We start from the raw sequence: 24,022 nt of genomic DNA on the forward strand, positions 1-24,022 counted from the left end.
GTCATCCTTCCCTGGAACGAGGCTCAGGACAGCAGCTGCAGGCCGGTCGAGGCGATGAGGTAGCGCATGATCTCGGAGGTGCCGGCCGACAGGGTGATCCCCGGGCCCTCCCGGTGGGCCGCCTCGCGCCGGCCCCCGGTGGTGTCCGCGCCGTCCCAGCCGGACAGTGTCGCGTCGAGGCCGCCGGTCTCCAGCGCGAACTGCGAGATCTCCTTGAACAGCTCGGTGGCGTACACCTTGGACATCGCCGTGCCGACGCTGTCCAGACGGCCGTCGCGCAGGTCGGCGATGACCTGCCAGGCCATCAGGTGTGCCGCGGTGGCGGCCGCGTCCAGCTCCACCAGCCGCTGCTGGTACGCCGGGTCGTCGAGCGTGCCGTCCCGCGCCGCGCGCCGCAGCACCTCGTCCAGCAGGCGGCGCGCCTTCGCCTGGAACTCCAGGCCGGTGCGCTCCACCGGCAGCACCTCGTTGATCACCTGCCAGCCGCCGTCGACCTCACCGAGCACGTGGTCGCGGGTGAGCCGGATGCCGTCCAGGGTCACGTCGCAGAACTGCTCGTCGGTCATGTTCCAGATCGGCTCGACCAGCACGCCCGGCGTGCGCATCGGCACCAGGAACAGCGTGATCCCGTGGAACCGCACCTCGCTGTCGGTGGTCCGGGCCGCGCACAGGGCGAAGTCGGCGAACTGCGACTTGAGACTGTAGATCTTGCGACCGTACAGCCGCCAGCCGTCGCCGTCGGGTTCCGCCCGGGTCCGCAGCGCGGCCAGATCGGAGCCGACGCCCGGCTCGCTGTAAAGCACGCTCGCGGTCCGCTCGCCGGCCGCCAGCCCCGGCAGGAGTTCCCGTTTCTGCTGCTCGGTGCCGACCATCAGGAGCACCAGACCGACGATGTCGATGCTGACGATGTGCACCAGGTCCGGCACCTCGGCCCGGATCAGCTCCTCGGTGAGGATCGACTTCTCCACGATGGAGCCGCCGAGCCCGCCGTACTCCTGCGGCCAGTTCACCGCGAGCCAGCGCTTCGCCCCCAGCCACCGGTAGACGTCGATCAGCCCCGGCTCCTCGCGCGGCGGCAGGCGCCGCACCTCGTCGACGACCTTCCGCACCCGGTCCTCGGCGAGGAACCCGCGGACCTGGCGCCGGAACGCCTGCTGCTCCTCGGTGAAGCTGAATGGCATCGTCGGCTCCTTCGATCCGCCCGTCTGCTGGCATTCGAGCACGCCGGGCACGGGGCCGCACCGGGCCGCGGGAAAGTGCAACGCTGCGCTGACCCGGCCTCAACGGCACGATGACCGGCACCCCCTCCCGCTGATCGCGTTCCGTCGATATGTTGCTCCGGTGAGATCTCGCATCGTTGCTGTCCTCGCTTCCATAGTGGTGGCACTGACCCCCGCCACCGCCGCGCGCGCCGCGGACGACCCTCTGCTGGACCAGCTGACGGCCGTCCCCGGGCTTTCCGTCGTCTCCGAGACCCAGGGCACCGGATACCGGTTCTTCGTGCTGACCTACCGTCAGCCGGCCGACCACCGCCACCCCGGCCGAGGCACCTTCGAGCAGCGCCTCACGCTGCTGCACCGGTCGACCGACGCCCCGGTCGTGCTGGCCACGAGTGGGTACGGTCTGGCTGCCGCGCCGCGCCCGTCCCAGTCCGAGCCGACCGCCCTGCTCAACGGCAACCAGGTGACTGTCGAGCACCGCTTCTTCACGCCGTCGCGGCCGTCGCCGGCCGACTGGTCGGACCTGAACATCTGGCAGGAGGCGACCGACGAGCACCGGATCGTCACCGCCTTCAAGAAGGTCTACTCCGGCAACTGGATCCGGACCGGCGGCAGCAAGGGCGGCATGGCCTCGGTCTACTTCAAGCGGTTCTACCCGAACGACATCGACGGTGTGGTCGCCTACGTGGCGCCGAACGATGTGATCAACCCGGCCGACGGCGCGTACGACAAGTTCTTCGACACCGTGGGCCCGGCCGACTGCCGCGCCGCCCTCGACGACGTCCAGCGCGAGGCGCTGCGCCGCCGGGACCGGCTCGTGCCCCGGCTGCAGGCCGCCGCGGACGCGTCCGGCTGGACGTTCGACCGGACCATCGGCACCGCTGATCGCTCGTTCGAGATGACGGTGCTGGACTCGGTGTGGGCCTTCTGGCAGTACAGCACGGTCGCCGACTGCGCGACGGTGCCCACCGCCCCGGCCACCGACGACCAGATCTGGGACTGGATCGACAGCGTGGCCGGGTGGAGCTTCTACACCGACCAGGCCCTCGAGCCCTACTTCCCGTACTACTACCAGGCCGCCACCCAGCTGGGCTGGCCCAGCCTGCGCTTCGAGCACCTGCGCGGACTGCGCAACCACCCCGGCCTCTACACCGCGAACTCGTCACTGCCGCCGGAACTGCGCCGCCGGCACAACCCGGTGCCGATGATCGACATCGACCTGTGGGTCCGGACCGCGGGGCAGCGCATGCTCTTCGTCTACGGCGAGAACGACCCGTGGGGCGCCGAGCGCTTCAAGCCCAGCAAGCGTGACTCCGCCCTGTTCGTCGCCCCCGGCGGCAACCACGGCGCGAACATCGCCCGCCTCACCCCGGAGGACTCGGCCGCGGCCACCGCCATGCTGCGCCGCTGGGCCGACGCGCCGGCGACGCTGATGGCTCCGTTCTCCGCGTCCCTGCCCATCGACGACATGCTCGGCGACACCCGCCGGGCCGGCTGACCCCTGACCACGCGCGCCCGCCGGCACCCTGCCGGCGGGCGCGCCGGTGGTTTCCGGGCCCATCTGGTCCATGTCGCGCTGGAACTCGTCAAGGCCCCCGCCGCCGCCTGAGCCGGGCGCTCGACGACGCCGGCCGACGCGTACCCGGGGCCGGCTGACAGCCCTGTCAGCACGACGCCGCTCATCCGGCTTGCGCGCCCCGCTCCGTCACCGGTTGAGGACGAACGTCGGGCAGTGCCGGACCGGGTCGGCCGGCGGCGTCATCTTCAGATCTCCGAGCGTCCGGACCGAGGCCTTGGTGATGGCCCGGAGGCCGGACTCCTGCTGGTACGCCTGAAGCGCGCTGCTGTACCGGCCCTCACCGCTCGGATACAGCACCAACTGCAGCCCGTCGATGTACGCACAGGCCGACGCGCCCTGTCCCCAGCCCATGATGTGGTGCCCACGGTAGGTCTCGAAGAACCCGGGCTTGTCGGACATCCGTACCCCCGGTTCGCGCTGTTCCCGCACCGGCATGTCAGAGGTCGCGTTGACCGACCCCGCGGTGGTCATCATCACCCCGGCGGTGGCAGCCAGGACAGCGACCATTCGTCCGGCATTCCTTCGCATGTTCGCCCGCCGTTCGTCGTGTTCCATTCAGATCTTCATCCAAGCGCTTATCGACATCGGCAGATAAAGGGCACGTTATTCGATCGCCCCGGCAAGTCCCCGCGGTGTCCGGTGCCGACCGGAGAGCCGTTCGGCGCCATATCGGATCGTACCCCACATTGGCGGCGCAACGGTGCGGATCGGCGTCGACGTCACCCCCACAGCGCTGGAGTGAGTAACCGAGGTCGCCGGCGCAGAGGTACTGACGGCGAAGACAGCTCGGGTCTGATCCACATGCAAGAACTCCGAACAGTTAAGTCGCCGGACGCCGTCGCACGTCCGATGGAGGGGAATGGGAAATCAAGTTTCCCTGTGGTTACATGAGAAAGTGGCCGCAACCGAACGAACCGTCGATCGGCGCGCCGGCCGCTCTGTTCATCTTTCGTTCGCCGCCCCTATTGCCGTACCGACGGGCCACGGCTCGACGTTGTTCACCATCGACTCCAGGTCGGACGGCAATCTTCCGAATGGAAATTCACATGACCAAGACGAACCGTCGTGACCTGCTGCGCTACGGCGCGGCGGGAGCTGTCACCGCCGCCACCGCGGTGGTCGCCGGGCAAAGCCTGGCCAGCGCGGACCCGGCAACGGGACGCGGCAGCAACGTCGCCCCGGCGGACCCGCGTGACTTCGACGAGGTCTACAAGGGCAAAAAGATCAAGGGAAAACACAACCCGCGCGGTAAGGACGAGTTGCACATCAACAACAAGAAGCTCGCCCTCACCACCATCAGCACGCTCTTCGTCCCCGAGGACGGATCCGCGCCTTTCGTGGGCGTGGGATATATCAGCGCCGTCAACCACTACGACCCGGTGCGGATCGACGACGGCAACAACAAGGACGGGCTCAAGAAGTTGGCCAAGAAGGTGGTTGACCTCCTCGGGGACCTCGAGCTCAGCAGCGAGGCCGCTCAAGAACACAGCCACTGACATTCCGCCGCCCCACCAGCCCATTTCCGAGAGGCGAAGTCACCATGGCCGTCGTACGCAAGAGCGTTGCAGCAATGACCTCTGCCGAGAAGAGCGCATTCGCCGATGCTCTCCGTCGGTTCAAGACCACATCCGCGAACGGACGCACCTACAACTGGTACATCGACCAGCACATCACGTTTTTCTCGCGAACATCCGACAACATCAGCCACGCCCACCAGTCACCGTCGTTCTTCCCGTGGCACCGTGAGTACCTGCGGCTGCTGGAAACCGACCTGCAGGCAGTCAGCGGGAACCCGGACCTGTTCCTCCCGTACTGGGACTGGACCACAGCCGCCACGCCGTTCACCGCGGATTTCCTCGGCTCGATCACCAACGGCAGCGTCTCCAGCGGCAACTTCAGCCCGTCCTGGGGTTGGACGGTCTACCGCAGCAGCATCGCCACCAGCTTCCTGCAACGCCGGCTCGGCCAAAATGCCGGCCGTCCGACCGCCACCACGGTGAACACGGTCCAGAGCTACACCGTGTACGACCAGTCGCCGTGGAACTCGACGGTCTCCAACAGCTACCGCAACCGCAATGAGATCGAACTGCACAACCGCGTCCACAACTACGTCGGCGGGCACATGGGCACCCGGGAGGCGCCCAACGACCCGGCATTCTGGCTGCACCACTGCAACATCGACCGGCTGTGGTGGCTGTGGCAGGGCAACCGGGGTATCGACACCTACCAACCGCGAACCGGTACGACGTCCGGTGTGATCGACAACACCGAAGCGATGCGCCCGTTCGGCAGCGCGGCCACACCGTCAGCGGTACGCGACATCAGCGCCCTCGCCTACAGCTACGCCTGACCCTCGTCCGGCGCACGCGGCGCGTTCTCGCCGGCGAGGGCGAGGACCGGACCGCGCTCCCGGGCCCACCTGGTCCATGTCGCGCTGGTCCCCGGCGGGCCGCCGGCACCTACGCGGCTGCTTCCCGGCGAATCCGCCACCCCCCGGCCAGGTGGGGTGGCGGTTCGGGTTCCGCGATCAGCCGCTCAGACGTTCCGCCAGGATCTCCACGGCGTACGCGGTGGCGGCGACCACGTCCGCGACCTGCTTCATGTCCACCGTGTCGGGCAGGTCGCCGGCCCGGTGACAGTGGGGGTTGCGGAAGTTGGCGGTGTCGGTGATCTGCACCGCCGGCAGCCCGGCGTCCCAGAACGGCAGGTGGTCGCTGCGCGCGAAATGCTGCGCGAACGGCACGGCCCGGCCGAGCAGCGGGCCGATCACCGGCAGGTCGGTGGGGGCGCGGAGCAGGACGGCCCGGCCGGGACCGGTCAGGGTCGGTCAGGGCCGAGGCGAAAAGAGCCGCCATGGTACGACCGGACTGCCGATAGAGCACCGCGCTGAAGTCTCCACGCTGCTGGTTGCGGCGGATGCGGCGGATCTGCCCCGGATAGAGCAGCCCCAGTCCCGGGATCAGGTGCTGGCTGCCGGGTTCGGTGCTGGCGAAGCCGAGCATCTCGAACACGTAGGCGCCGACGATCGGCCGCCGCACCGACACCTGCCGCACGAGGTGGCGGGCGCCGTGGAAACCGAGCTCCTCGTGGTCGACGGCGACGATCATCACGGTGCGGTGGAACCGGGCCGGGCCGAGCCGGCGGGCCAGTTCCAGCAGCCCGACCACCCCGGTCCCGTTGTCGTCCGCGCCGCCGGTGTTCGGCACCGTGTCGTGGTGGGCGACCACCAGCACCGCCTCGGGGACCTCACCCTCCTTGACGGCCACCACGTTCACGCCGTCGATGTCCACGCCGGTGAGCACGTCCTCGTACCGTTCGCCCGGTCCCCACTGCGGCACGCCGCTCGCGCGGAACGGGTCCAGCCGGGTCGCCCATCCGGCCTCGGCGAACCGGGTGCGCAGCTGCTCGTCGAGGGCGGCCATCACGTCCGGCCGGTGCACCCGCACCCGTGGCGCCGGCAGGTCCGCCAGCTCCCGCGCGAGCGCCGCCTCGTCGATCGCCGCCCGCAGCTCGTGCACGCGGCGACTCTGCGCCGCGTCGAGGGGGCGCAGACGAGGTTCAGCTGCTCCAAGCATGATCGGCACTATATAGACATCCACGAACCCCACCGTGGGAACTTGTGGTTCACTCCGCACCCCAGCTCCCCACACAACCGCACGCCCCGCCCAGCGTGGGGACTTGTGGTCTGCTGCCCGCTTCCCGCGTGGGGGTGGGGTCAGTAGCGGACGCGGACCGCGTTGCCGTTGTCCAGGTAGGTGTTCTGGTCGACGGTGCCCGCGCCGGTGGTGACGTGGCCCGACCACGCCGCGCCGAAGCTCAGCGTCCACGTGTTGTCCCCGCCGCCGCCCTGGCCGCCCTGGCTGCGGTCGAACCGGTTGCGCAGGAACGTGCCCAGGTGCAGACCGGCCTCGTAGGCATTGCCGGCGGCGTTGACCGACTGGTTGCCGCCGAACAGCCAGTTGTCGGTGACGGTGAAGCCGTGGTTGGGGATCCCGGCGCTGCCACTACTGATCATGACGGTGTTCTGCGAGCCCCAGTTGTAGCGGCCGGTCGCCTCGGTGCCGGTCCCCCGGTCCGGCAGCGGCAGGTGGGGGCCACCGTCGGGCAGGCTGCGCAGCGGCACCTGCGTGTAGGGCTCGGTGGCCGGGCCGGTCACCCGCCAGTGGCCGGCCTGCTTGGCGTACGGCCCGCCGTGCAGGCTGTTGCCGCGCACCACGGTGCCGTGACCGCCCTGGAACTGCAGGGCGTCGTTGTGCGAGAACTGGTCGCGGGGGTGCACGACGCCGGCGGCCGGCGCGGTCCACCACACCAGGTCGTGGATGTAGTTGTGCTCCAGGACCGTGTTCGTGGCCAGCGGCCGCTTCTGCGCGTCGAAGTTGAAGACGTTGACCCCGTCGATCGTGCCGGAGATGTCGGCGAAGCGCAGCGTGAGATCGTGGCCGGTGACGCCGGAGTTCCATCCGGTGCGGGGCACGTCGGGGCGCAGTGTGACATGTTCGATGAGCACGTTGCTGTGGTCGCCGAGGACGTCGATCAGCGAGCTCTCCGTGGCGGGCACGTCGTGGGCGCCCCGGACGCGCACGTTGCGCACGGTCACGCCGGAGGCGCGGATCCGGATGCGGCCCTGGACGTCGAGGTTCTGGTGCAGGCCGGGCGCGGTGATGGTCAGGTCGCCGTCGTGCCGGGTGAGCGGCACGTCGGGCAGGACGCCGGTGTGGTCGGCGGTTGGCCGGTCGACACCCACCACGAGGGCCGACCGGTATTCCAGCTCGGTGCGCGGCCCGAGAGCGAGCGTGGTGGCGAAGTAGTGGCCGCCGCCGGTGTAGCCGCTCGTTCCGGAGCCGCCGGCCTGCGCCGACCCGGCACCGCCGGTCAGCCGCCGCTCGGTCAGCCAGGTCGCGGCGTTCCAGGCGCTCGGGTGGGTGCTGGTCACGTCGGCGCGTTCGGTGACGCCGGCCGCCGGGGTGAACGTGGTGGTCCACGGCGCCGAGTGCACCAGGTAGTTGGCGACCGAGACGAGCACGGCACCGGCGCGGGCAGGGGTGACCGGCGGGGCGGTGACGGCGGTGGCGCCGGCGGCCTGCACGGTCGGACCGCCGGTCGCGGCCACGACGGAGCCGACGTTGCGGTAGACGGCGACGGCCAGCGACATGCGGCGGATCGTGGTCACGGTGGCCACCACGGTCGCGGTGGTGTCGGCGGCGGTAAGCGTCTTGTATGCCGTCACCGCCGTGAGCGCGTTGCCGTCGGTGGCGCTCTGCACGGTGGTCAGCCCGGAAAGCCCGGACAGGGTGGGTTTCAGCGCGCGTTCCGCGGACACCGAGACGATCACGGTGTCGCCGGCCCGCGCGCCGGCCGGGACGGTGGCGCTGACGGTGCTCGTCGAGCCGCCCGCGGAGAACGCGGTCCGCGTGCCGACCAGGGTCACCGCCGCCGGTGCCCACGCCGCCTGCGCCGGCGCGGCGGGCGGCAGGACGGCCCCCGACGCGGCCACCACGACGACGGACAGGATCCTGCTCAGCGTTCCGGTGCGCACGAGAGCCCCCGCTCCATTCATGTCGATGAATGCAGCTTGCAGACTTTCACCCGGGCAGGCATCGAACACATCGGCCGTTCGGACACCGGCCGGCTTCGGTACGCGTAGGTCGTACCCCGGGAGGAAAGCTCAGCCCGGCAGATGCCGGTCGAGGGTCAGCTCGAAGACGCTGCCGTGCGGCTCGTTGTCGCGGTGGGCGACCGTGCCGTGGTTGGCCTGGGCGAGGCTGGCGACGATGTAGAGGCCGAGCCCGTGCCCCCGGGCGCCGGTGGTGCCGTCGTCGGCGCGGGTGAAGCGGTCGAACAGGGCCGGGCGCAGGGCCCGCGGGATGCCGGGGCCCTCGTCGTGGACGGCGATGACGACGGTGCCGGGATCGGCCCGCACGCTGATGGCGGTGGCGCCTCCCCCGTACTTCGTCGCGTTGGTCAGGAAGTTCACGACGATCTGCTGCAGGTGGGCCGGGTTGACCAGGACGTGGAGGTCGGCCGGGCAGTAGGCGGGCAGCCGCGTCTCGGCGGCGTCGAGCGCCTCACGCAGGGCGGCGGCCAGCCGCACCGGCTCCCGGCGGGCGGTCAGGGCGCCGGCGTCGACGCTGCACATGGCCAGCACGTTGTGGCGGATCTCGTCGATGCGCTGCACGCCGCGGCGGATGCGGGCCAGCAGCGCCGGCGCAGGTGCGGGCAGTTCCTCGTCGGCGAGCAGCTCGCTGAAGCCGGCGATGGCGGTCAGCGGCGTGCCGATGTCGTGCGACAGCATGCCCATCAGGTCGAGCTTCAGCTGGTTCGCCTGTTCCAGCTGCCGGTTGCGATCCTCGATCTCGCGGTGGGCGCGGAGCTGGTCGGTGATGTTCTCGATGACGCCGATCAGGTGCAGCGGTGCGCCGTCGTCGTCGCGGACCAGGCGGACCCCGATGCGCACGTCGAGGGCGTGGCCGTCGGCGTGCACGAGGCGTTTGGTGCGCTGGTAGGAGTCGTAGGCGTCGGCGAACAGACCGGCGAGCAGCTTGACGGCGTCACCCCGGTCGCCGGGGTGGGTCAGCTCCGCGTCGGGGCGGCCCCGCAGCTGCTCGGGGGTGTGGCCGAGCATGTCGGCATAGGCCTGGTTGACCTGGATGATGCGCCCGTCCAGGCCGACGATGGCCTGGCCGATGGTGGACTGGTTGAACTGGGTCCGGAACTGCCGTTCGCTGATCGCCAGGGCCTGCTCGGCGCGCCGCCGGCGGGTGATGTCGGTCTCCGTCTCGATGACCTCGTCGGCTTCGCCGTCCGCGCCCGGGCGCAGCACGTGGCGGCTGAGCGCCACGATGGTGTGGCCGTCGGCGTGCCGGTGGGTCAGCTCACCTTCCCAGACGCCCGCCGACTCGAGGGCCTCCTCCATCTCGGGCACGTTCTTGGCGTGAGTGGCCAGCAACTGGTGGATGTTGCGGCCGAGGACGGCTTCGGCCGGCCACCCGTACATCTGCTCCGCACCGCGGTTCCAGAAGCGGATCGAGCCGTCCCGGCCCCGTACGATGATCGCCGCCGGTGCCGCGTCGATCAGCTCGGCCTGCCGCTGCAGCTCACTCTCCGCCGCCCGGCGCACGCTGATGTCGTGCAGGAAGGCGTGCAGGACCGAGTTGCCGGCGCTGCGGATGATCTGCGCGCTGAACTCGACCGGGAAGCAGCGGCCGTGCCGGTCGACCGCCGGCGTCTGCACCCGCCGCCCGGCCAGCATGGACCGCCCGCCGGCCCGGACCTGGGCGAGATCGGCGACGAAGTGCGGCCGATGCTCCTCGGGGATGATGAGGCCGGCGATCGCGCCGCCGATCGCCTCGGCACGAGACCAGCCGAACAGCGCCTCGGCTGCCGGGTTCCACTCGACCACGGCGCCGTCCGCGTCGTACGCCACATAGGCGTCCGGGGACGCCTCCAGGATGGCCCGGGTCATCGCCGCGGTCCGCTCGGCGTCCCGGGCCGCCTTGATCAGCGCGATCTCGGAGGCCACCGCGCCCGCCAGGTCCTCCAGGACGGCCAGCTGGTCAGCGGTCCAGGTGCGGGGCCGGCCGTCGATCGCGCAGAAGGAACCGAGGGTCTGGCCGCCGAGCCGGATCGGCATGCCCGCGTAGGCGATGACCCCGATCTCGTCGATCGCCCGGTTGCCGCGCAGCCGCTCGTCGTCGCGGGCGTCGGAGACCACCAGCGGGGCGTCGTCGTCGACCACGTACTGGCAGAAGGAGTGCGACAGCGGGGTCTGCCCGGCCTGTGCCCACGGTTCCGGCAGCCCCAGCCGGCTCGCGAACACCTGCCGTTCGTCGGTGACCAGTGAGACGAGCGACGTGGGCGCCTTCAGCATCCGGGACGCCAGCCGGGTCAGCCGGTCGAGACCCGGCGCCGACGGCAGATCCAGCACGCCGGTGGCCGACAGCGCCGCCAGCCGATCCGCCCACTCGATGCGCCGTTGTCCGTCCAACGCCGTCCTCTCAGCACTCTCCCCCGCCTGTTCGGCGAGGTGACCGGGCGGCTGAGCGGTAGCGCGGGAAAACGGCAATCGGACGGCCGGGAGCGCCCGGCGTGCGACGATCAGGCTGTGACGCCGGACGACGAGGCCCAGCGGGTGGCGGCACTGTACGAGACCCAGGTGCTCGGCACCGAGCCGGAACGCGACTTCGACGACATCGCGCTGCTCGCCATGGAGATCTGCGGTACGCCGATCGGGCTGGTCAGCCTGGTCGACAAGGACCGGCAGTGGTTCAAGGCCAGGATCGGCCTCGAGGTCGACGGCACCGAGCGCAGTGTCTCGTTCTGCACCCATGTGGTCGACGACCGGGCGGTCCTCGAGGTGGACGACGCCCGGACCGACCCCCGGTTCGCCGGCAACCCGATGGTGACCGAGCGGGGCGTGCGCTTCTATGCCGGGGCGCCTCTGCAGGTACGGGGTGGACACGTCATCGGCACCGTCTGCGTCGTCGACCACCAGCCCCGGCGTCTCACCGACGAGCAGCGGCGCGCGCTGCGGGCGCTGGCCCGGCACGCCTCGGTGGTGCTGGAGCTGCGCACCTATGCCCGCACCGCCTCGGAGAACGCCGAGCGGCTGCGCGAGCTGGACCGCTTGATGGACTCGTTCCTGGCCAACGTCAGCCACGAGTTGCGCACCCCGCTGACGACGATCCGCGGCTATCTCGAGATGCTCCTCGACGGCGACCACGACCCGGACAGCGCCCGCCGGTTCCTCTCGGTCATGCAGCGCAACGCCGACCGGCTGCTGCGCCTCATCGACGATCTGCTCCAGGTGGCCCGGCTGCGGGACCAGGAACTCGACCTGGACCGGGACGAGATCGACCTGGCCGATCTGACCTTCCAGCTGGTCGCCAGCTCGCGCCCGCTGGCGGAGCACAAGAACATCACGCTGGTCGAGCACACCGAGCGGCCGGTCACCGCGCTGGGCGACCCGCAGCGGCTCTCCCAGGCGCTGAGCCATCTGCTGCTGAACGCCATCAAGTTCACCCCGCCCGGTGGCGAGGTCACCGTGGCGACCAAGGCGAGGCCGAGCCCGTGCGTCACGGTCAGCGACACCGGCACGGGTGTCTCGGACGCCGACCTGCCGCATATGTTCAACCGCTTCTACCGCGCGCCCAGCGCCGACACCGAGGCGGTGCAGGGCGTCGGCGTGGGCCTGACGATCGTCAAGGCGGTCATCGACGCCCATCACGGCACGATCGTCGCCGAGCGGGGGCCCGGCGGTGGCACCACGATCCGGGTGACCCTGCCCGCCGTGGCCGCCGCACTGCTCTGATCAGCAGGCGTTTACGCTGGCCGGATGGAGACTCTCGACCTGATCGGCTGGGCCGGATCGGCCCTGCTGGTCTGGTCCCTGCTGCAGAACCGGCTGCTGCGCCTGCGGCTGCTGAACCTGCTGGGCTGCCTGGTGCTGATCGGCTTCAACGCCGCGATCGGCGTGTGGCCGATGGTGGGGCTCAACGTCGTGCTCTGCGGCATCAACAGCTGGCACCTGTGGCGGATGCTGGCGACCCGGCACGACGACAAGGCCTATCAGGTGGTGGAGGTGCGCACCGGCGACGAGTTCCTGGCGCACATCCTGCGGACCCATCACGACGACATCGCCCGGTTCAACCCGGGCTTCGCCCCTGACGACCTCACCCGCCGTGACGCTGCGGCGTTCCTGGTGGTCAACGGCGACGAGGTGATCGGGGTGGTGGTCTTCCACGTCCGCGGCGACGGGGTGGCCCAGGTGGAGCTGGACTACGTCACCGAGCGGTACCGCGACTTCACCCCGGGCGAGTTCGTCTTCCGCCGCAGCCGGTACTTCTCCGACCGCGGCTGCCACACCGTCATCACGCCGCCGGGAATGCGCTCGCCGTACTACGACCGGCTCGGTTTCCGGCGCGACGGAGATTCGTACGTTCTGCATCTGGTCTGACGGGGAACTCCGGAGTCATGCGTTCTCTGCTGACTCTGCTGATCGTCGTCGCCGTGGTGCTGATCCTCCTCGGCCTGTTCCTCAAAGCGGTGAAGTGGCTGCTGATCATCGGCGTGGTGGCGCTGCTCGCCGCCGTCGTCCTCGGCATGCTGAAGGGGCGGCGAGCGATGCGCTGAGCCCGAGTCGGTCCCTGGCGCCGTGCCCAAGAACGTTTGAGGTGTTGGGGTCAGGCTGCCCGGGTGGCGGGTTGGCCCCGGCGTCGTTGTCGTTCGCTGCGGATGCGGGTGACGGGGCGTTGGCGTTGCGCCAGCGTAGGTAGTTGTGCAGGTGACGAGTCAGCGTGGGATGGTTCGGGTGGTCCGAGCCGGCGATGACGAAGGTGCGTAGCGGCCCGGACCGAGCCTCGATCGGGTTCGCCCAGGACGCCTATGTCGGGGTGAAACACAACTCGACCTTGTTCCGGGCCGCCCAGGCCCGGACCGCCGTGCCCTGGTGTGCGGACAGGTTGTCCAGGATGACATAGATCGGCGCTCCGTCCGGGCGTGCCCGACGGATCGACTTGAGCGCGGCCAGGGTGTTCGTGGCGCCTTTGCGCCGCCGGACGACACCCCGGAGCTGATCGTCACCGATGGATTCCTTCCACGTCTTGGTCCGCTGGAACGCGATCCCGTGCTTGATCAGCAGCGTCTGCCCCTCCTGGTCACTGAGCCGCCGCACGCGTACTGGATCTGCCACCACCACAGCCTGGCCGCCACACCGCCGCCCCGCCGTCAGCCCCGGCGGCGTGTCATCCACCACCGTGAACGGTCTTGGTCAGGGCACTAGTCAGCGGCTCGTCCCGGGGCTGCCGTGCGCCGCATCCCCGGGATGAGCGCCGCCGCGACCGCGAGATGAGTCAACCCGAGCACCACTTTGCTCCCGCCGGACGTCTCGACGCCGACGAGGGGAAGGAACGACACTGCCAGCACCAGCAGGGCCGCGACCGTCCAGATGAGGACGGCGCGAGCGGTGATCCGCTCCAGGACGGCCAGCGCCGCCCAGCCGACCAGGCTCGATCCCAGCGCCACGACGGCGATCGCGGCCGGGCCGAGGTCCAGGGCGGGCTGCCCCGGCTGGACGACGATCAGGTCGTGGCCGAGGAGCGGCTCCCCGACGACCCACACCAGGACGGTGGCGAGGACCGCGCCCGCGACCACGAGCAGCCGTCTGCCCGTTCTGCCGAACCGTCCCGTACGCCCCGCCCGGCCGGTGTTCGTCTCGACTGCCACGACGCCTCCTTGAGTAAGCCAAAGGTTGAGTAGCTCAACCTTTGGCGAGCGTAGCAGATACTTTGGAATCTCAACTATCTAGGGCACGTATCATTCCAACCATGACTGCAGAGCCCGATCCGGTGATCACCGAGCTGGCCGACCTGGTCTTCCGGGTCGCGGGACACCTCCGGCAGGGGTTCAACGCGATCGCGGCGGACCTCGACCTGCCGCCCGCGCAGGCGCTCGCCCTGGTCAACCTGCGCGGTCCCGCGCCCATGCGCGATCTGGCCGAAGTGCTCAGCTGCGACGCCTCCAACGTGACCGGCATCGTCGACGGCCTGGAACGGCGGGGCCTGGTCACCCGCCGGACCGACCCGGCCGACCGGCGGGTCAAGCACCTCGTGCTGACCGCGGAGGGCAGACGCCGCCGCGACGCGCTGGGCGCCGAGGCGCACCTCCGGGCTGCCGCGCTCTTCGACGCGCTGGGTGCCGACCGCGGTCAGCTGCGGGACCTGCTCGCGACGGTGGTGGCCGGCCAGTCCCCGCCGGCACAGGGCTGATCATGCCGCGCGTGGGCGCGTACCGGGGCGAGGCGCTGCCCTACTACGGCCGGCTGATCGTCAGCGATCCGTCGGTGTCCGGATCCGAGGAGGCGGACCTCGTCCGGTGCGTCGCCGACTCGGAGGAGGCGGTCATCGGCGGCAGCCGCTGGCGGGTGGCGGTCAAGGCCGCCCAGGACACCCTCCCGATCGTGGTCCACCTCGAACTGTGGGACACCCCGCCGGACACCGAGGCCGACGGCGGCTGGACGGGGCGCCGTGAGCTGACCGTCGAGTTCCCGGACGGGCAGCTCGCCTGCGAGAACATCTCCGCCGGCCCGGTGCCCCTCTCGCCCGGCGACGTCGAGCGGGTGACGCTGCCCGACGGCGCCGGCGCGTACCGGATCGCGGCGTGGCACCGCGGGCGCGACCAGGCCGCCGCGGCCGCCGAGGAACTCTGGGAGGCCGACGAGGACGCCGGGGGTGAGCACGCCGCGCCGGAGGAATACCTCCTGCGCGTCTGGCCGGTCAGTCCGGGGCGGTCAGCGGCTGCGCCAGGCTGAAGGCGACGTTCAGCAGGCCCGCCCTCGTCCGCACCTGATAGCGACTGCGCCCGCGCTTCTCGACGACGCCGGTCAGACCGGCGTACTTGCCCGAACAGGTGAGCCTGACCCGGTCGCCCACGGCCACCGGGGCCGGCACCGGCGCGGGGCGGTCGTCGAGCAGCCGGGCCAGCTCGGCGTCGTACCTCGGGTCCATCGCCGCGGGGCGACCCCGATAGGTCCAGGTGTACAGGGCCGCGACGGAGAACCGGGGCGAGCACTCCGGGCACGACCGGACGCGGACCGGACGCCGATGGGCCGTCGTGCGGTGCCCGGCCGGGCAGACGCCGGCCCACGGCCCGTCGACCCGGGGGGCCTCGGCGGGCAGACACCGCGCGCCCGAGCAGCCGATGCGCCGGGCGACGGCCCGCCACACCCGGTCGTGTCCGTGCCCGGGGCCGGCCAGCGCGTGCGCGATCTCGTGCAGCACCGTCTCGGTGACCTGCTCCGGCGAATACAGACTCATCAGCGCCCGGGACAGGGCGATCTCGCGCCGGTCCGGGCGGCAGACGCCGGCGCGGGTCTTCGCGCCGTCGAAGGACAGCCGCCAGCCGGTCAGCCGGTGCCGGGCCATCAGGCTTGTGGCGAGTTCCCGCACCTGGGTGAGTTCCAACCGCGACGCTCCTTCGGCACACGTGTTCCGGCCGATGGTGCCACGACCGCGTGCGGCTCAGCGAAGGGGGACGACGTACGAGTCGACGCGGGCGATGAGCCCGTCACGGAACGTGAACAGATCGTTGAACGCGAACCGGAACGGCCCGTGTTCGACGCTGACACCGCGCCCCTCCCCCGTGGTGACGACGACCGGGCCGTCCTCGTGGATGCGCTGAACGTCGAGCTGCGGGCTGCCGGTGAAGCCCGGGTTCTCGATCTCACCGTCGAACTCGGCCTTGCCGCGGGTGGTCCGGTGCCCGTGGATCACCCATTCGACGTCGTCGGTGAGGGTGGCGAGGATCCGCCGGTGGTCACTCGTCCGGAACCCGTCGAAGTACTCCGCGACGACGTCTCGCTGCGCGCCGGCTGCCATGTCATTCTCCATTCCGGGAAACATCGAGGTGTACGGCCAAGGCGTCCAGAATCGACGCGAGCCCCTCGGCCGCCTGTGCCGTCCGCAGCTCGGGAGGCAGCCGCCGCTGATGCACCGTCAGGTCGGTGCCGTCGCCGGCCGGCCGGATGGTGACGGTCGTCCGGAGCCCGGTGACCGGCTCGTCGAACACCAGCTCCCGCGGCGCCGCGATGCTCACATATCGGAACCGGAGCCGCCGGGTCGCCCCGCTCGCGGCCCGGGTGTCGAGCGCGAACTCGCCACCCACCCGCAGGTCGACGGTCACCGACCCGGGCGGGACGGTGGCGTGCGAGCCACCCCAGAACGCGGCGATGCCGGCCGCCGAGGTGAAGGCCGCCCAGACCCGGTCGGCGCGCGCCGCGAGATGCCGTTCGGCGATCAGCTCGCCGCCGCGAAGCTCCGCCCGGGTCACTTCGCCGTGCCGTCGCCGGCGAGGTGCTGCTCCAGCGTGTCGAGCCGGTCGCCCCAGACGCGGCGCTGGTCGTCGATCCACGTGCTCAGCAAAGCCAGCTGGTCGACCCGCAGCCGGCACGGGCGGCGGGCGCCTTCCCGCCGCTGCTCGACCAGGCCGCATCGGCGCAGCACACCGACGTGGTGGGAGATCGCCTGCTGGGTCAGGCCGAACGGCGCGGCCAGCTCCCCCACGGTGGCGTCACCGTGGGCGAGGCGGGTCACCAGGGCGCGACGAACCGGGTCGCCCAGGGCGGCGAAGGCGGAGTCGATGTCGGGACTCGCTGAGGCGGCAGGCACCTCCGCACTCTAACGCAAACATCAGTTTGCACAAGCGAATGTTTGTGAAGCGCTACCGCCCACGTCGGCGGTTGATCACGACCACGATCAGCGCGAGGCCGGCGATCGCCGGGATGCCGATGCAGGCCACGGTTTCCAGCAGCGTCTCGACCTCGTCGACGACGTAGAACTCCTCCTCGAGGACGAGGGTCCACAGCAGGAAGACGCTCAGGGTCAGCAGCGCGGCCGAGGCGATCATCAGGAGCGGCGACGGGATCAACGGCCCGAGTGAAGCATCCGACCGCCGGGGCTCACGATTCGACTTCGAAGGCTCGGCCACGCGGCACACCATAGCAACAGGAAGATCAATGCCCGGTGGTCAGCAGCATCGCCTGACCCCGCCGCTGCCGCCCTGACGCAGATCGAACAGGACCCCACCCTGGTCGTCGGCCGCCCGGGCACACCGCGGCGCCGGCTGATCGTGGGGCGGTGACGGGCGTCCGTCGCGGCACTGACCTCCGACAACGTGGCCGGCGCCGGTTCCTGATCGAGCTCGTGCTGATCTCCCACCACGGTCGTCCCGGGCGCCGACGACCCGCTGGTCGACCCCGCGCGCCGGACGCGCCCTCGCCGCACAGATCCCGGGCGCCGGGTTCACGCCGCACCCCGGCATGGGGCATGATCTGCCGGACCGGGTGGACGGGCTGGACAGCGTGCCGGGCCCCGGCGCGGGCAGGGCCGGTGGCGCGAACCCGGGGACCTCCGGGACGACGTGATCGCGCGGATGCCACGACCCGCCGAACTCAGTTGATCTTGGGGCGGCCGATCGCCTACCGTCTCTGCGCATGTTCGCGATGCGCTTTGTTTCCGCCGCCCTGGTCGGCGTTTCCATGATGGCCCTCACCGCCTGCGGCGACAGCACCGAGACGGCGGCGCCCGCCCCCGCCACCACGACGGCGGCCGCAGCCGCCACCACCGCCGCCGAGGCCACCGGCGAAGCCACGACGGCGCCCGCCGCCAAGGACGACAAGGAGGTCTGCGAGGCGGCGAACAAGGCGGCCTCGGCCCACACGAAGGCGATCATGGTCCTGTTCCAGACCGCCGCCGAGATCCCGCCCGCCGACGCCAAGGCGTTGCTGACCGACTTCGCCACCAACCTCAACAAGGCGGCCGAGGGCGCCGGCGGCGAGGTCGCCGCGGCGCTCAAGGCCAACGCCGACGCGGCGCTCGAGGCCGCCGAGGCCGCGAACCCGGTGGAGGCCTCCGACTCGCCGGCCGCGACCAAGGCCGGCAAGCAGCTCAACGCGGCGTGCAAGGCCGCCGGCGTCAAGACCAACTTCTGAGCCGCCGGCGAATGCCCGGCTCGTGCCGGGCATTCGCCCTGGCCGGGGGAAGCCGGTTGCGATGAGCGTGGAACGGGTAAACCCCTGGGACACCTGATCCGAGGAGGCACCACCATGGCGACACTCGCCCAACGTGTCCGCGCGTTCCTGCAGGGCCCGCAGGGCCGGCGGCTGGTCGAGCAGGGCCGCCGGGAAATGGCCAAGCCGGAGAACCAGCGCCGGCTGCGCGGGCTGGTCACCCGGTTCCAGAGCCGCCGCCGCTGACGCTCCGGCCAGGGAGGTGGGACCGCTGGTGCCGGACAGCGCGTACTTCGACCGCTGGTACGCGGAGATGGAGACCTCACCGGCCAAGGACGCTATCCTCCGGCGCCACCTCGGGCTGCCCGCAGAACTCGGGTCGGCCGGAGTCCTGCCCTGGGAGGCCCTCGACGAGATCGTGGATGCGTTGCGGGTACCGCCGGACGGGCTGCTCCTCGACGTCGCCTGCGGCCGGGGTGGTTACGGCGTCGAGGTGGCGCGGCGCAGCGGCGCCCGGCTCGTCGGCGTCGACTTCTCCGCGGTCGCGCTCCGGCAGGCCCGGCACATCGCGGCCCGGCGCCTCTCCCCCGGCCGGGCCGAGTTCCACGTCGGGACGCTCACCGGCACCGGACTGCCTGCTGCCACCGCCGACGCGATCCTGTGCACGGACTCGGTGCAATTCGCCGATCCCCCTGTCGCCGCGCTCCGCGAGTTCCGCCGGGTGCTGGTCAGCGGCGGACGGCTGGCGCTGACCACTTGGCAGCCCACGCTGCCCGGGAACGTGCGGGTGATGGACCGGTTGCGGAACCTCGACCTTCACCGCGACCTCGAGAACGCCGGCTTCGCGCACATCGTCGTGGCGGACCGGCCGCGGTGGCGTGCCGCGGAGCGCGGTGTCTACGAGGAAGCCGCAGCGACCGCCAACGACGGAGGGGATCGGGCGCTGGCGTCGCTGCAGGAGGAGGGCCGGCGCACGCTGGAGAACTTCGACGCCCTGCGTCGCGTCGTCGCCTACGCCACGGCACCCTGAGCGCCGTTTCCGCGACAGCCGATCGGGTATGCCCCGGGCACCACCCCGGCGACGTGAGGAGCACGATGTCGAACCCGGACGACGTCAAGGAACGTGACCGCCTGCTCGGCCTCGGCGTCGCGCTCGGTATCGCCCTCGGCATGGTCGCCGGGATGCTGTTCTTCGACAACATCGGCATCGGCCTGGCGCTCGGCCCGGCCGTCGGCATCGCGGTGGCGATCGGCATCCACGAGGCCCGCAAGGCGAAGCGGGCCCCGGACCGCTGACCATCACGATCAACGGCAGCCGGGGGTACGACCTAAAGCACCGGATAGTCGATGTAGGCGAACCGGCGCGAGTCCGGCGCCCAGCTGTTCACGTTGATCGTCCCCTGCCCACCCGGCAGCACGGCCACCGTGCGCGGTGCCTGCCAGGCGTCGCCGTCGACCAGCCGCAGTTCGACCACCAGGTCGGCCGGGTGGCCGTGCGTGCCGGACGGATAACTCAGGTAGACCGCTCGCCGCCCGTCCGGCGCGAGATGCGGGAACCAGTTGACCCGTTCGTCGAAGGTGAGCTGCCGCAACCCCGACCCGTCCGGCCGGATCCGGGCGATCTGCGCGTGCCCCGGCGCGGTGGAGAACCGCTCGGTGTTGAAGTAGACCCAGTCGCCGCGCGGTGAGTACTCCGGACCGTCGTCCGGACCGCCCTCGCCGGTGAGCCGCGCCGACGCCCCGCCCGCGCGGCCGATCGTCCACAGGTTCCCGGCGTCCCAGCGCCGGCCCTCGATGCCCACGTACGCCAGGGTGCCGCCGTCCGGGCTCACCCCGTGCAGGAAGTGCATCCGGTTCTCGTGCGTCACCCGGCGCCCGGCCCCGCCCGTGAGCGGCGCCTCGTAGATGTGCCCGTCGTCCGCGGACAGGAAGATCGTCTCGTGGTCCGGCGCGAGCACGTGGTCGTTGTTCAGCGGCGGAACACCGTCGAACGGGATCTGCCGGGGCGGCGCCGACCCGTCGGCCGGCAGGCGCCACAGCAGTCCGTCCCCGTTGACGATCAGATCACCGTCACGTGTCCAGTTCGGCGCCTCGAAGAGCACCGTCGAGGTGACGTGCACCGCCGTCGTCGCCCCGGTGCCGACGTCGAGGACGTGGATGCGGCACATCTGTCCCGGAGCGAGGTTACGACCGTCTCCCACGGGAGAGAACATTACCGGCGCTTCACTCGTACGATAGAAGGCTCTTTCTGCACAGCGTTAGGGAACCGATGAGCTCCTGGACCGAGCACGTCATGTGGTGGCATCTGTACCCGCTGGGCTTCACCGGCGCTCCGGTGCGGCCCGGCGACGGCGACGGCGCGGTGGCGCACCGCCTGCACCGCGTCGAGGACTGGCTGGACCACGTGGTGCGGCTCGGCCTCAACGGAATCATGCTCGGGCCGATCTTCGCCGCCCGGTCGCACGGCTACGACACCGTCGACCACTTCCGCATCGATCCGCGGCTCGGCGACGACCACGACTTCGACAAGCTGGTCGCGGCGTGCCACGAGCGCGGGGTCCGGATCCTGCTGGACGGCGTGTTCAACCACGTCGGACGGGCGCACCCGGCCTTCCGCGAGGTCGAGGAGCAGGGGCCGGCCGCGAGCACCGCGGACCTGTTCCGGATCGACTGGCAGGGGTGGCGGCCCGGCGACCCGGTGCGCGCCGAGGTCTTCGAGGGACACGACCGGCTGGTCGCGCTGAATCATGCCGCGCCGGCCGTGCGGGACCTGGTCACCCGGGTGATGCTGCACTGGCTCGACCGGGGAGCCGACGGCTGGCGGCTGGACGCGGCGTACGCGGTGGATCCGGCGTTCTGGTCCCATGTGCTGCCCACCGTGCGCCGGGCCCACCCGGACGCCTGGTTCACCGGTGAGGTGATCCACGGGGCCGCCGCCGACATCGTCCGGGTCTCGACGATGGACTCACTCACCCAGTACGAGCTGTGGCAGGGCATCTGGCATGCCATCGTCGACCGCAATCTGTACGAACTGGCCCACGCGGTGCGCCGCCACGACGAGTTGCTCGCGACGTTCGTGCCGTCGACCTTCGTCGGCAACCACGACGTGACCCGGATCGCGTCCAGCGTCGGCCGGCAGTTCGTGCCGCACGCGGTCGCCGTGCTGTTCACCTGCGCCGGCGTGCCCAGCGTCTACGCGGGTGACGAGTTCGCGATGACCGGGGTCAAGGAGGAGCGGCTCGGCGGCGACGACGCGGTCCGGCCGGAGTTCGCCCCGCAGCCGCCGGCGGCCGACGCTCTCGGCGACGACGCCCGGACTGTCCTGCGGGCTCACCAGGACCTGGTGGCGCTGCGCCGCCGCAACCCGTGGCTGTTCCGCGCGCACTCCGACGTGGTGCACCTCGACAACACCCGCATCGTGCTGCGCACCGCGGCGTACGACAAGGCGATCGTCGTCGCCCTGAACCTCGACGACACCCCGGCCACCCTGCCCGCCGCCGACGCCCGCTCAGTCGTCTGCGGGTCCGGCACGCTCAGCGGCGCCACGGTCGCGCTGCCCCCGCGAGGGTGGGCCGTGCTGGAGAAGTAGGTTGAGGCGGGCCGCCTGCCGGGTGAGGTGGTCGCGCTCGGCGAGGTTCGGCGCCGACCGCGCGGCCTCGGCGTACAGGCGGGCCGCGGCGGCGAGGTCCCCGTCGCGCTCCCGCAGATACGCGGAGACGGCCGTGTACCGCGGCAGAGCCGGATCGAGCGCGGCCAGGGCCGCCAGTCCCGCCCGCGGGCCGTCCGCCTCCCCCACCGCGACGGCCCGGTTCAGGCGGGCCACCGGGTTGCCGGTGAGCCGCACCAGTTCGTCGTACCACTCGACGATCTGCACCCAGTCCGTCGCCTCGGCCGTCCGCGCGTCCGCGTGCAGGGCGGCGATCGCGGCCTGCGCCTGGAACTCCCCCAGCCGGTCGCGGGCGAGGGCCCCCTGCAGCAGCTCGACCCCCTCGGCGATCATCGCGGTGTCCCACCGGCTGCGGTCCTGCTCGGCGAGCGGCACGAGGCGGCCGTCCGGGCCGGTGCGCGCCGCCCGCCGCGCGTGGTGCAGCAGCATGAGCGCGAGCAGCCCGGCGACCTCCTCGTGCCGGATGTGGGCGGCCAGCTGCCGGGTCAGCCGGATCGCCTCGGCGACCAGATCCACCTCCCCCGAGTAACCCTCGTTGAAGACCAGGTAGAGCACCCGCAGCACAGTGGCGACGTCACCGGGCCGGGTGAACCGCACCCCGGACACGGTGCGTTTGGCCCGGCTGATGCGCTGAGCCATCGTCGCCTCCGGCACGAGATATGCCTGCGCGATCTGCCGGGTGGTCAGCCCGCCGACCGCGCGCAAGGTCAGTGCCACCGCCGACGAGGGCGTCAGCGACGGGTGCGCGCAGAGGAAGTAGAGCTGCAGAGTGTCGTCCACCTCGGTGCCCGGGCCGGGCACCGGCTCGGCCTCGGCGGACACCTCCCGGCGGCGCCGGGAGGTGTCCGCACGGACCGCGTCGAGGAACCGGCGCCAGGCCACCGCGACCAGCCAACCCTGCGGATCCCGCGGCGGATCCCGCGGCCACACGCGCACGGCCTCGATCAGGGCGTCCTGCACGGCGTCCTCGGCCGCCGCGAAACCGGCCCCGCGCCGGACCAGAATGCCGATCACCGTGGGTGTCAGCGCCCGCAGCAGGGTCTCCTCCACCGTCGTTACTCGGTGACCGTCGGCGGCAGGGTCAGGAACGGGCGCAGCTCGATCCACTCGTGGATCGGCTTGCCGCCCGCGCCGGGCGCCGCCGACAACTCGCCGGTCACCTCCAGCGCCCGCTCGTAGCTCTCCACGTCGATGATCATCCACCCGGCGATCAGGTCCTTGGTCTCCGCGAACGGGCCGTCGGTGACCGGCGGCCGCCCTTCGCCGTCGTAGCGGACGAAGGTGCCCTCCGGCGCGAGCGCCTGACCGTCGACGAACTCGCCGGTGCCCTCCAGGCGGGCAGCCCAATCCTGCATGAACTGCATGTGCGCGGAGATCTCCTCCGGCGTCCACTTGTCCATCGGCACGTCGTTGACCGGCGCCGGGGCGCCCCGGTAGTGCTTGAGCAGCAGGTACTTGGCCATCGTGTTCTCCCTATTCTCGCTGTGTGCAATCCAGGGACGCAGCCGGCCGCGCGTTCTCGACATCGCCCGCGGATATTCTTCACCAGCAATGCCGCACACCGATGCCGGGACGTCCGGCCCGCCAGGTCGGGCCCGACGGCACCGGCCCGGCGACGCCCGGCCGGAGGAGAGTGGAGGTGGACACGGAAGGAGCCGGTCATGCGAGCGCTCGTCGTCTTCGAATCCCACTTCGGCAACACCGAGGCGATCGCCCACGCGATCGCGGAAGGCCTTCAGCCGGGCTACGACGTCACCGTCGCCGACGTGCGGACCCGCCCGCCGCTCGGCGAATCGGACCTCCTGGTCGTCGGCGCACCCACCCACGCTTTCAGCCTCAGCCGCCCGCGCACCCGCGCCGACGCCCGGCAGCGCGGCGCCGCCCGTACCGGCGCCGCTGAGATCGGCCTGCGCGAGTTCCTTGATCATCTGCCGAGGGTCTCCGGCCTCCCCGCCGCGGCTTTCGACACGAAGATGGCTAAGAACTCCTAACTCTTTGAGTGGTGGAGACGGCGCCAGCAGATCAGGGCGCAACCGAGTTTGAGCAGGGCTTCGTGG

28 protein-coding genes and 1 pseudogene are annotated in these 24,022 nt (G+C 71.3%); 14 read left to right on the forward strand and 15 right to left on the reverse strand.

Going from position 1 to position 24,022, the window contains the following annotated elements:
• Window positions 1–23: 23 nt before the first annotated feature.
• Window positions 24–1,181: an acyl-CoA dehydrogenase family protein gene (locus AC0NH5_RS41405; protein WP_474413641.1), complete on the reverse strand. Its 1,158-nt coding sequence runs from the start codon at window positions 1,179–1,181 to the stop codon at window positions 24–26.
• Window positions 1,182–1,341: 160 nt separating this feature from the next.
• On the opposite strand from AC0NH5_RS41405, the gene AC0NH5_RS41410 reads away from it, so the two are divergent.
• Window positions 1,342–2,718 (forward strand): S28 family serine protease, encoded by a 1,377-nt coding sequence (locus tag AC0NH5_RS41410; protein ID WP_474413643.1) that lies wholly within the window; start codon window positions 1,342–1,344, stop codon window positions 2,716–2,718.
• Window positions 2,719–2,925: 207 nt separating this feature from the next.
• Here AC0NH5_RS41410 and AC0NH5_RS41415 read toward each other — a convergent pair whose 3' ends face one another.
• On the reverse strand, window positions 2,926–3,306 hold the full coding sequence (locus AC0NH5_RS41415; protein WP_474413645.1) for a tyrosinase family oxidase copper chaperone: 381 nt from the start codon (window positions 3,304–3,306) through the stop codon (window positions 2,926–2,928).
• 539 nt (window positions 3,307–3,845) lie between these two features.
• Between AC0NH5_RS41415 and AC0NH5_RS41420 the strand changes: the two genes are divergently transcribed.
• Window positions 3,846–4,295 carry a tyrosinase family oxidase copper chaperone gene (locus tag AC0NH5_RS41420; RefSeq protein WP_474413647.1) on the forward strand — a complete coding sequence of 150 codons (450 nt, stop codon included), beginning with the start codon at window positions 3,846–3,848 and terminating at the stop codon, window positions 4,293–4,295.
• Window positions 4,296–4,369: 74 nt separating this feature from the next.
• Window positions 4,370–5,149 carry a tyrosinase family protein gene (locus tag AC0NH5_RS41425; RefSeq protein ID WP_474413649.1) on the forward strand — a complete coding sequence of 260 codons (780 nt, stop codon included), beginning with the start codon at window positions 4,370–4,372 and terminating at the stop codon, window positions 5,147–5,149.
• A 109-nt stretch (window positions 5,150–5,258) separates the two neighbouring features.
• Here the strand turns inward: AC0NH5_RS41425 and AC0NH5_RS41430 are convergent, their stop codons facing one another.
• From AC0NH5_RS41430 to AC0NH5_RS41440, 3 genes are all read right to left on the reverse strand, one after another.
• Window positions 5,259–6,374 (reverse strand): M20/M25/M40 family metallo-hydrolase, encoded by a 1,116-nt coding sequence (locus AC0NH5_RS41430; protein ID WP_474413651.1) that lies wholly within the window; start codon window positions 6,372–6,374, stop codon window positions 5,259–5,261.
• 140 nt (window positions 6,375–6,514) lie between these two features.
• The gene (locus AC0NH5_RS41435; protein ID WP_474413653.1) at window positions 6,515–8,335 is read right to left on the reverse strand and encodes a right-handed parallel beta-helix repeat-containing protein; all 1,821 of its coding nucleotides are present in this window, start codon (window positions 8,333–8,335) and stop codon (window positions 6,515–6,517) included.
• Window positions 8,336–8,464: 129 nt separating this feature from the next.
• Window positions 8,465–10,783 carry a PAS domain S-box protein gene (locus AC0NH5_RS41440; protein ID WP_474413655.1) on the reverse strand — a complete coding sequence of 773 codons (2,319 nt, stop codon included), beginning with the start codon at window positions 10,781–10,783 and terminating at the stop codon, window positions 8,465–8,467.
• A 117-nt stretch (window positions 10,784–10,900) separates the two neighbouring features.
• On the opposite strand from AC0NH5_RS41440, the gene AC0NH5_RS41445 reads away from it, so the two are divergent.
• From AC0NH5_RS41445 to AC0NH5_RS41455, 3 genes are read left to right on the forward strand one after another with little or no spacing between them, the layout of a single operon-like run.
• Window positions 10,901–12,106, forward strand: a complete 1,206-nt coding sequence (locus AC0NH5_RS41445; protein ID WP_474413657.1) for a GAF domain-containing sensor histidine kinase — start codon at window positions 10,901–10,903, stop codon at window positions 12,104–12,106.
• Between the two features lie 24 nt (window positions 12,107–12,130).
• The gene (locus tag AC0NH5_RS41450) at window positions 12,131–12,751 is read left to right on the forward strand and encodes a hypothetical protein (protein WP_474413659.1); all 621 of its coding nucleotides are present in this window, start codon (window positions 12,131–12,133) and stop codon (window positions 12,749–12,751) included.
• A gap of 17 nt (window positions 12,752–12,768) precedes the next feature.
• Complete coding sequence (locus AC0NH5_RS41455; RefSeq protein ID WP_474413661.1) at window positions 12,769–12,927, forward strand: hypothetical protein; 159 nt, start codon at window positions 12,769–12,771, stop codon at window positions 12,925–12,927.
• Between the two features lie 50 nt (window positions 12,928–12,977).
• On the opposite strand, the pseudogene AC0NH5_RS41460 reads toward AC0NH5_RS41455, so the two are convergent.
• Both AC0NH5_RS41460 and AC0NH5_RS41465 read right to left on the reverse strand, forming a co-directional pair.
• Window positions 12,978–13,384, reverse strand: a pseudogene (locus AC0NH5_RS41460) (transposase); the annotation flags it as partial.
• 188 nt (window positions 13,385–13,572) lie between these two features.
• Window positions 13,573–14,019: a DUF6069 family protein gene (locus AC0NH5_RS41465; protein WP_474413663.1), complete on the reverse strand. Its 447-nt coding sequence runs from the start codon at window positions 14,017–14,019 to the stop codon at window positions 13,573–13,575.
• A gap of 101 nt (window positions 14,020–14,120) precedes the next feature.
• Between AC0NH5_RS41465 and AC0NH5_RS41470 the strand changes: the two genes are divergently transcribed.
• Together AC0NH5_RS41470 and AC0NH5_RS41475 are read left to right on the forward strand one after the other, a co-directional pair.
• Window positions 14,121–14,561 (forward strand): MarR family winged helix-turn-helix transcriptional regulator, encoded by a 441-nt coding sequence (locus tag AC0NH5_RS41470; RefSeq protein ID WP_474413665.1) that lies wholly within the window; start codon window positions 14,121–14,123, stop codon window positions 14,559–14,561.
• A gap of 11 nt (window positions 14,562–14,572) precedes the next feature.
• A complete protein-coding gene (locus tag AC0NH5_RS41475) occupies window positions 14,573–15,103 on the forward strand; it encodes a hypothetical protein (protein WP_474413667.1) in 531 nt (176 codons plus the stop codon).
• Here AC0NH5_RS41475 and AC0NH5_RS41480 read toward each other — a convergent pair.
• The 5 genes from AC0NH5_RS41480 to AC0NH5_RS41500 are packed head-to-tail and all read right to left on the reverse strand — an operon-like array spanning window position 15,069 to window position 17,217.
• Window positions 15,069–15,755 carry a SprT-like domain-containing protein gene (locus AC0NH5_RS41480; protein WP_474413669.1) on the reverse strand — a complete coding sequence of 229 codons (687 nt, stop codon included), beginning with the start codon at window positions 15,753–15,755 and terminating at the stop codon, window positions 15,069–15,071. The two genes, AC0NH5_RS41475 and AC0NH5_RS41480, sit on opposite strands and share 35 nt — an antisense overlap.
• 57 nt (window positions 15,756–15,812) lie before the next feature.
• Window positions 15,813–16,169, reverse strand: a complete 357-nt coding sequence (locus AC0NH5_RS41485) for a nuclear transport factor 2 family protein (RefSeq protein ID WP_474413671.1) — start codon at window positions 16,167–16,169, stop codon at window positions 15,813–15,815.
• A gap of 1 nt (window position 16,170) precedes the next feature.
• On the reverse strand, window positions 16,171–16,620 hold the full coding sequence (locus AC0NH5_RS41490) for an SRPBCC family protein (protein ID WP_474413673.1): 450 nt from the start codon (window positions 16,618–16,620) through the stop codon (window positions 16,171–16,173).
• Window positions 16,617–16,958: an ArsR/SmtB family transcription factor gene (locus AC0NH5_RS41495; RefSeq protein ID WP_474413675.1), complete on the reverse strand. Its 342-nt coding sequence runs from the start codon at window positions 16,956–16,958 to the stop codon at window positions 16,617–16,619. Before AC0NH5_RS41495 ends, AC0NH5_RS41490 begins: the two co-directional genes overlap by 4 nt.
• Before the next feature lie 52 nt (window positions 16,959–17,010).
• Complete coding sequence (locus AC0NH5_RS41500) at window positions 17,011–17,217, reverse strand: hypothetical protein (protein ID WP_474413677.1); 207 nt, start codon at window positions 17,215–17,217, stop codon at window positions 17,011–17,013.
• 565 nt (window positions 17,218–17,782) lie between these two features.
• Between AC0NH5_RS41500 and AC0NH5_RS41505 the strand changes: the two genes are divergently transcribed.
• The 4 genes from AC0NH5_RS41505 (at window position 17,783) to AC0NH5_RS41520 (ending at window position 19,594) form a co-directional block, all read left to right on the forward strand.
• Window positions 17,783–18,280 carry a hypothetical protein gene (locus AC0NH5_RS41505; RefSeq protein ID WP_474413679.1) on the forward strand — a complete coding sequence of 166 codons (498 nt, stop codon included), beginning with the start codon at window positions 17,783–17,785 and terminating at the stop codon, window positions 18,278–18,280.
• Window positions 18,281–18,394: 114 nt separating this feature from the next.
• Window positions 18,395–18,544: a hypothetical protein gene (locus AC0NH5_RS41510; RefSeq protein WP_474413681.1), complete on the forward strand. Its 150-nt coding sequence runs from the start codon at window positions 18,395–18,397 to the stop codon at window positions 18,542–18,544.
• A gap of 28 nt (window positions 18,545–18,572) precedes the next feature.
• Entirely contained in the window at window positions 18,573–19,328 is a 756-nt protein-coding gene (locus AC0NH5_RS41515) for a class I SAM-dependent methyltransferase (RefSeq protein WP_474413683.1), read from the forward strand.
• 65 nt (window positions 19,329–19,393) lie between these two features.
• Window positions 19,394–19,594, forward strand: a complete 201-nt coding sequence (locus tag AC0NH5_RS41520; protein ID WP_474413685.1) for a glycine zipper domain-containing protein — start codon at window positions 19,394–19,396, stop codon at window positions 19,592–19,594.
• Window positions 19,595–19,626: 32 nt separating this feature from the next.
• Here the strand turns inward: AC0NH5_RS41520 and AC0NH5_RS41525 are convergent, their stop codons facing one another.
• On the reverse strand, window positions 19,627–20,499 hold the full coding sequence (locus AC0NH5_RS41525) for a TolB family protein (protein ID WP_474413687.1): 873 nt from the start codon (window positions 20,497–20,499) through the stop codon (window positions 19,627–19,629).
• Window positions 20,500–20,567: 68 nt separating this feature from the next.
• Between AC0NH5_RS41525 and AC0NH5_RS41530 the strand changes: the two genes are divergently transcribed.
• The gene (locus AC0NH5_RS41530) at window positions 20,568–21,887 is read left to right on the forward strand and encodes an alpha-amylase family protein (RefSeq protein WP_474413689.1); all 1,320 of its coding nucleotides are present in this window, start codon (window positions 20,568–20,570) and stop codon (window positions 21,885–21,887) included.
• Here the strand turns inward: AC0NH5_RS41530 and AC0NH5_RS41535 are convergent.
• Together AC0NH5_RS41535 and AC0NH5_RS41540 are read right to left on the reverse strand one after the other, a co-directional pair.
• Window positions 21,807–23,015, reverse strand: a complete 1,209-nt coding sequence (locus AC0NH5_RS41535) for an RNA polymerase sigma factor (protein ID WP_474413691.1) — start codon at window positions 23,013–23,015, stop codon at window positions 21,807–21,809. The genes AC0NH5_RS41530 and AC0NH5_RS41535 overlap by 81 nt on opposite strands.
• Before the next feature lie 5 nt (window positions 23,016–23,020).
• Entirely contained in the window at window positions 23,021–23,428 is a 408-nt protein-coding gene (locus tag AC0NH5_RS41540; RefSeq protein WP_474413693.1) for a YciI family protein, read from the reverse strand.
• 198 nt (window positions 23,429–23,626) lie between these two features.
• Here AC0NH5_RS41540 and AC0NH5_RS41545 point away from each other — a divergent pair, with 198 nt between their 5' ends.
• Window positions 23,627–23,956 (forward strand): flavodoxin family protein, encoded by a 330-nt coding sequence (locus AC0NH5_RS41545; RefSeq protein ID WP_474413695.1) that lies wholly within the window; start codon window positions 23,627–23,629, stop codon window positions 23,954–23,956.
• Window positions 23,957–24,022: the final 66 nt, after the last annotated feature.

This window comes from Actinoplanes sp. 13 (assembly GCF_056134165.1).

What these genes read in the sequence shown, in the direction of transcription:
- AC0NH5_RS41405 (WP_474413641.1), bottom strand. Translation starts at nt 1,181, where the DNA reads ATGCCATTCAGCTTCACCGAGGAGCAGCAGGCGTTCCGGCGCCAGGTC.
- AC0NH5_RS41415 (WP_474413645.1), bottom strand. Translation starts at nt 3,306, where the DNA reads ATGGTCGCTGTCCTGGCTGCCACCGCCGGGGTGATGATGACCACCGCG.
- AC0NH5_RS41420 (WP_474413647.1), top strand. Translation starts at nt 3,846, where the DNA reads ATGACCAAGACGAACCGTCGTGACCTGCTGCGCTACGGCGCGGCGGGA.
- AC0NH5_RS41425 (WP_474413649.1), top strand. Translation starts at nt 4,370, where the DNA reads ATGACCTCTGCCGAGAAGAGCGCATTCGCCGATGCTCTCCGTCGGTTC.
- AC0NH5_RS41430 (WP_474413651.1), bottom strand. Translation starts at nt 6,374, where the DNA reads ATGCTTGGAGCAGCTGAACCTCGTCTGCGCCCCCTCGACGCGGCGCAG.
- AC0NH5_RS41450 (WP_474413659.1), top strand. Translation starts at nt 12,131, where the DNA reads ATGGAGACTCTCGACCTGATCGGCTGGGCCGGATCGGCCCTGCTGGTC.
- AC0NH5_RS41455 (WP_474413661.1), top strand. Translation starts at nt 12,769, where the DNA reads ATGCGTTCTCTGCTGACTCTGCTGATCGTCGTCGCCGTGGTGCTGATC.
- AC0NH5_RS41470 (WP_474413665.1), top strand. Translation starts at nt 14,121, where the DNA reads ATGACTGCAGAGCCCGATCCGGTGATCACCGAGCTGGCCGACCTGGTC.
- AC0NH5_RS41485 (WP_474413671.1), bottom strand. Translation starts at nt 16,169, where the DNA reads ATGGCAGCCGGCGCGCAGCGAGACGTCGTCGCGGAGTACTTCGACGGG.
- AC0NH5_RS41505 (WP_474413679.1), top strand. Translation starts at nt 17,783, where the DNA reads ATGTTCGCGATGCGCTTTGTTTCCGCCGCCCTGGTCGGCGTTTCCATG.
- AC0NH5_RS41510 (WP_474413681.1), top strand. Translation starts at nt 18,395, where the DNA reads ATGGCGACACTCGCCCAACGTGTCCGCGCGTTCCTGCAGGGCCCGCAG.
- AC0NH5_RS41520 (WP_474413685.1), top strand. Translation starts at nt 19,394, where the DNA reads ATGTCGAACCCGGACGACGTCAAGGAACGTGACCGCCTGCTCGGCCTC.
- AC0NH5_RS41530 (WP_474413689.1), top strand. Translation starts at nt 20,568, where the DNA reads ATGAGCTCCTGGACCGAGCACGTCATGTGGTGGCATCTGTACCCGCTG.
- AC0NH5_RS41540 (WP_474413693.1), bottom strand. Translation starts at nt 23,428, where the DNA reads ATGGCCAAGTACCTGCTGCTCAAGCACTACCGGGGCGCCCCGGCGCCG.
- AC0NH5_RS41545 (WP_474413695.1), top strand. Translation starts at nt 23,627, where the DNA reads ATGCGAGCGCTCGTCGTCTTCGAATCCCACTTCGGCAACACCGAGGCG.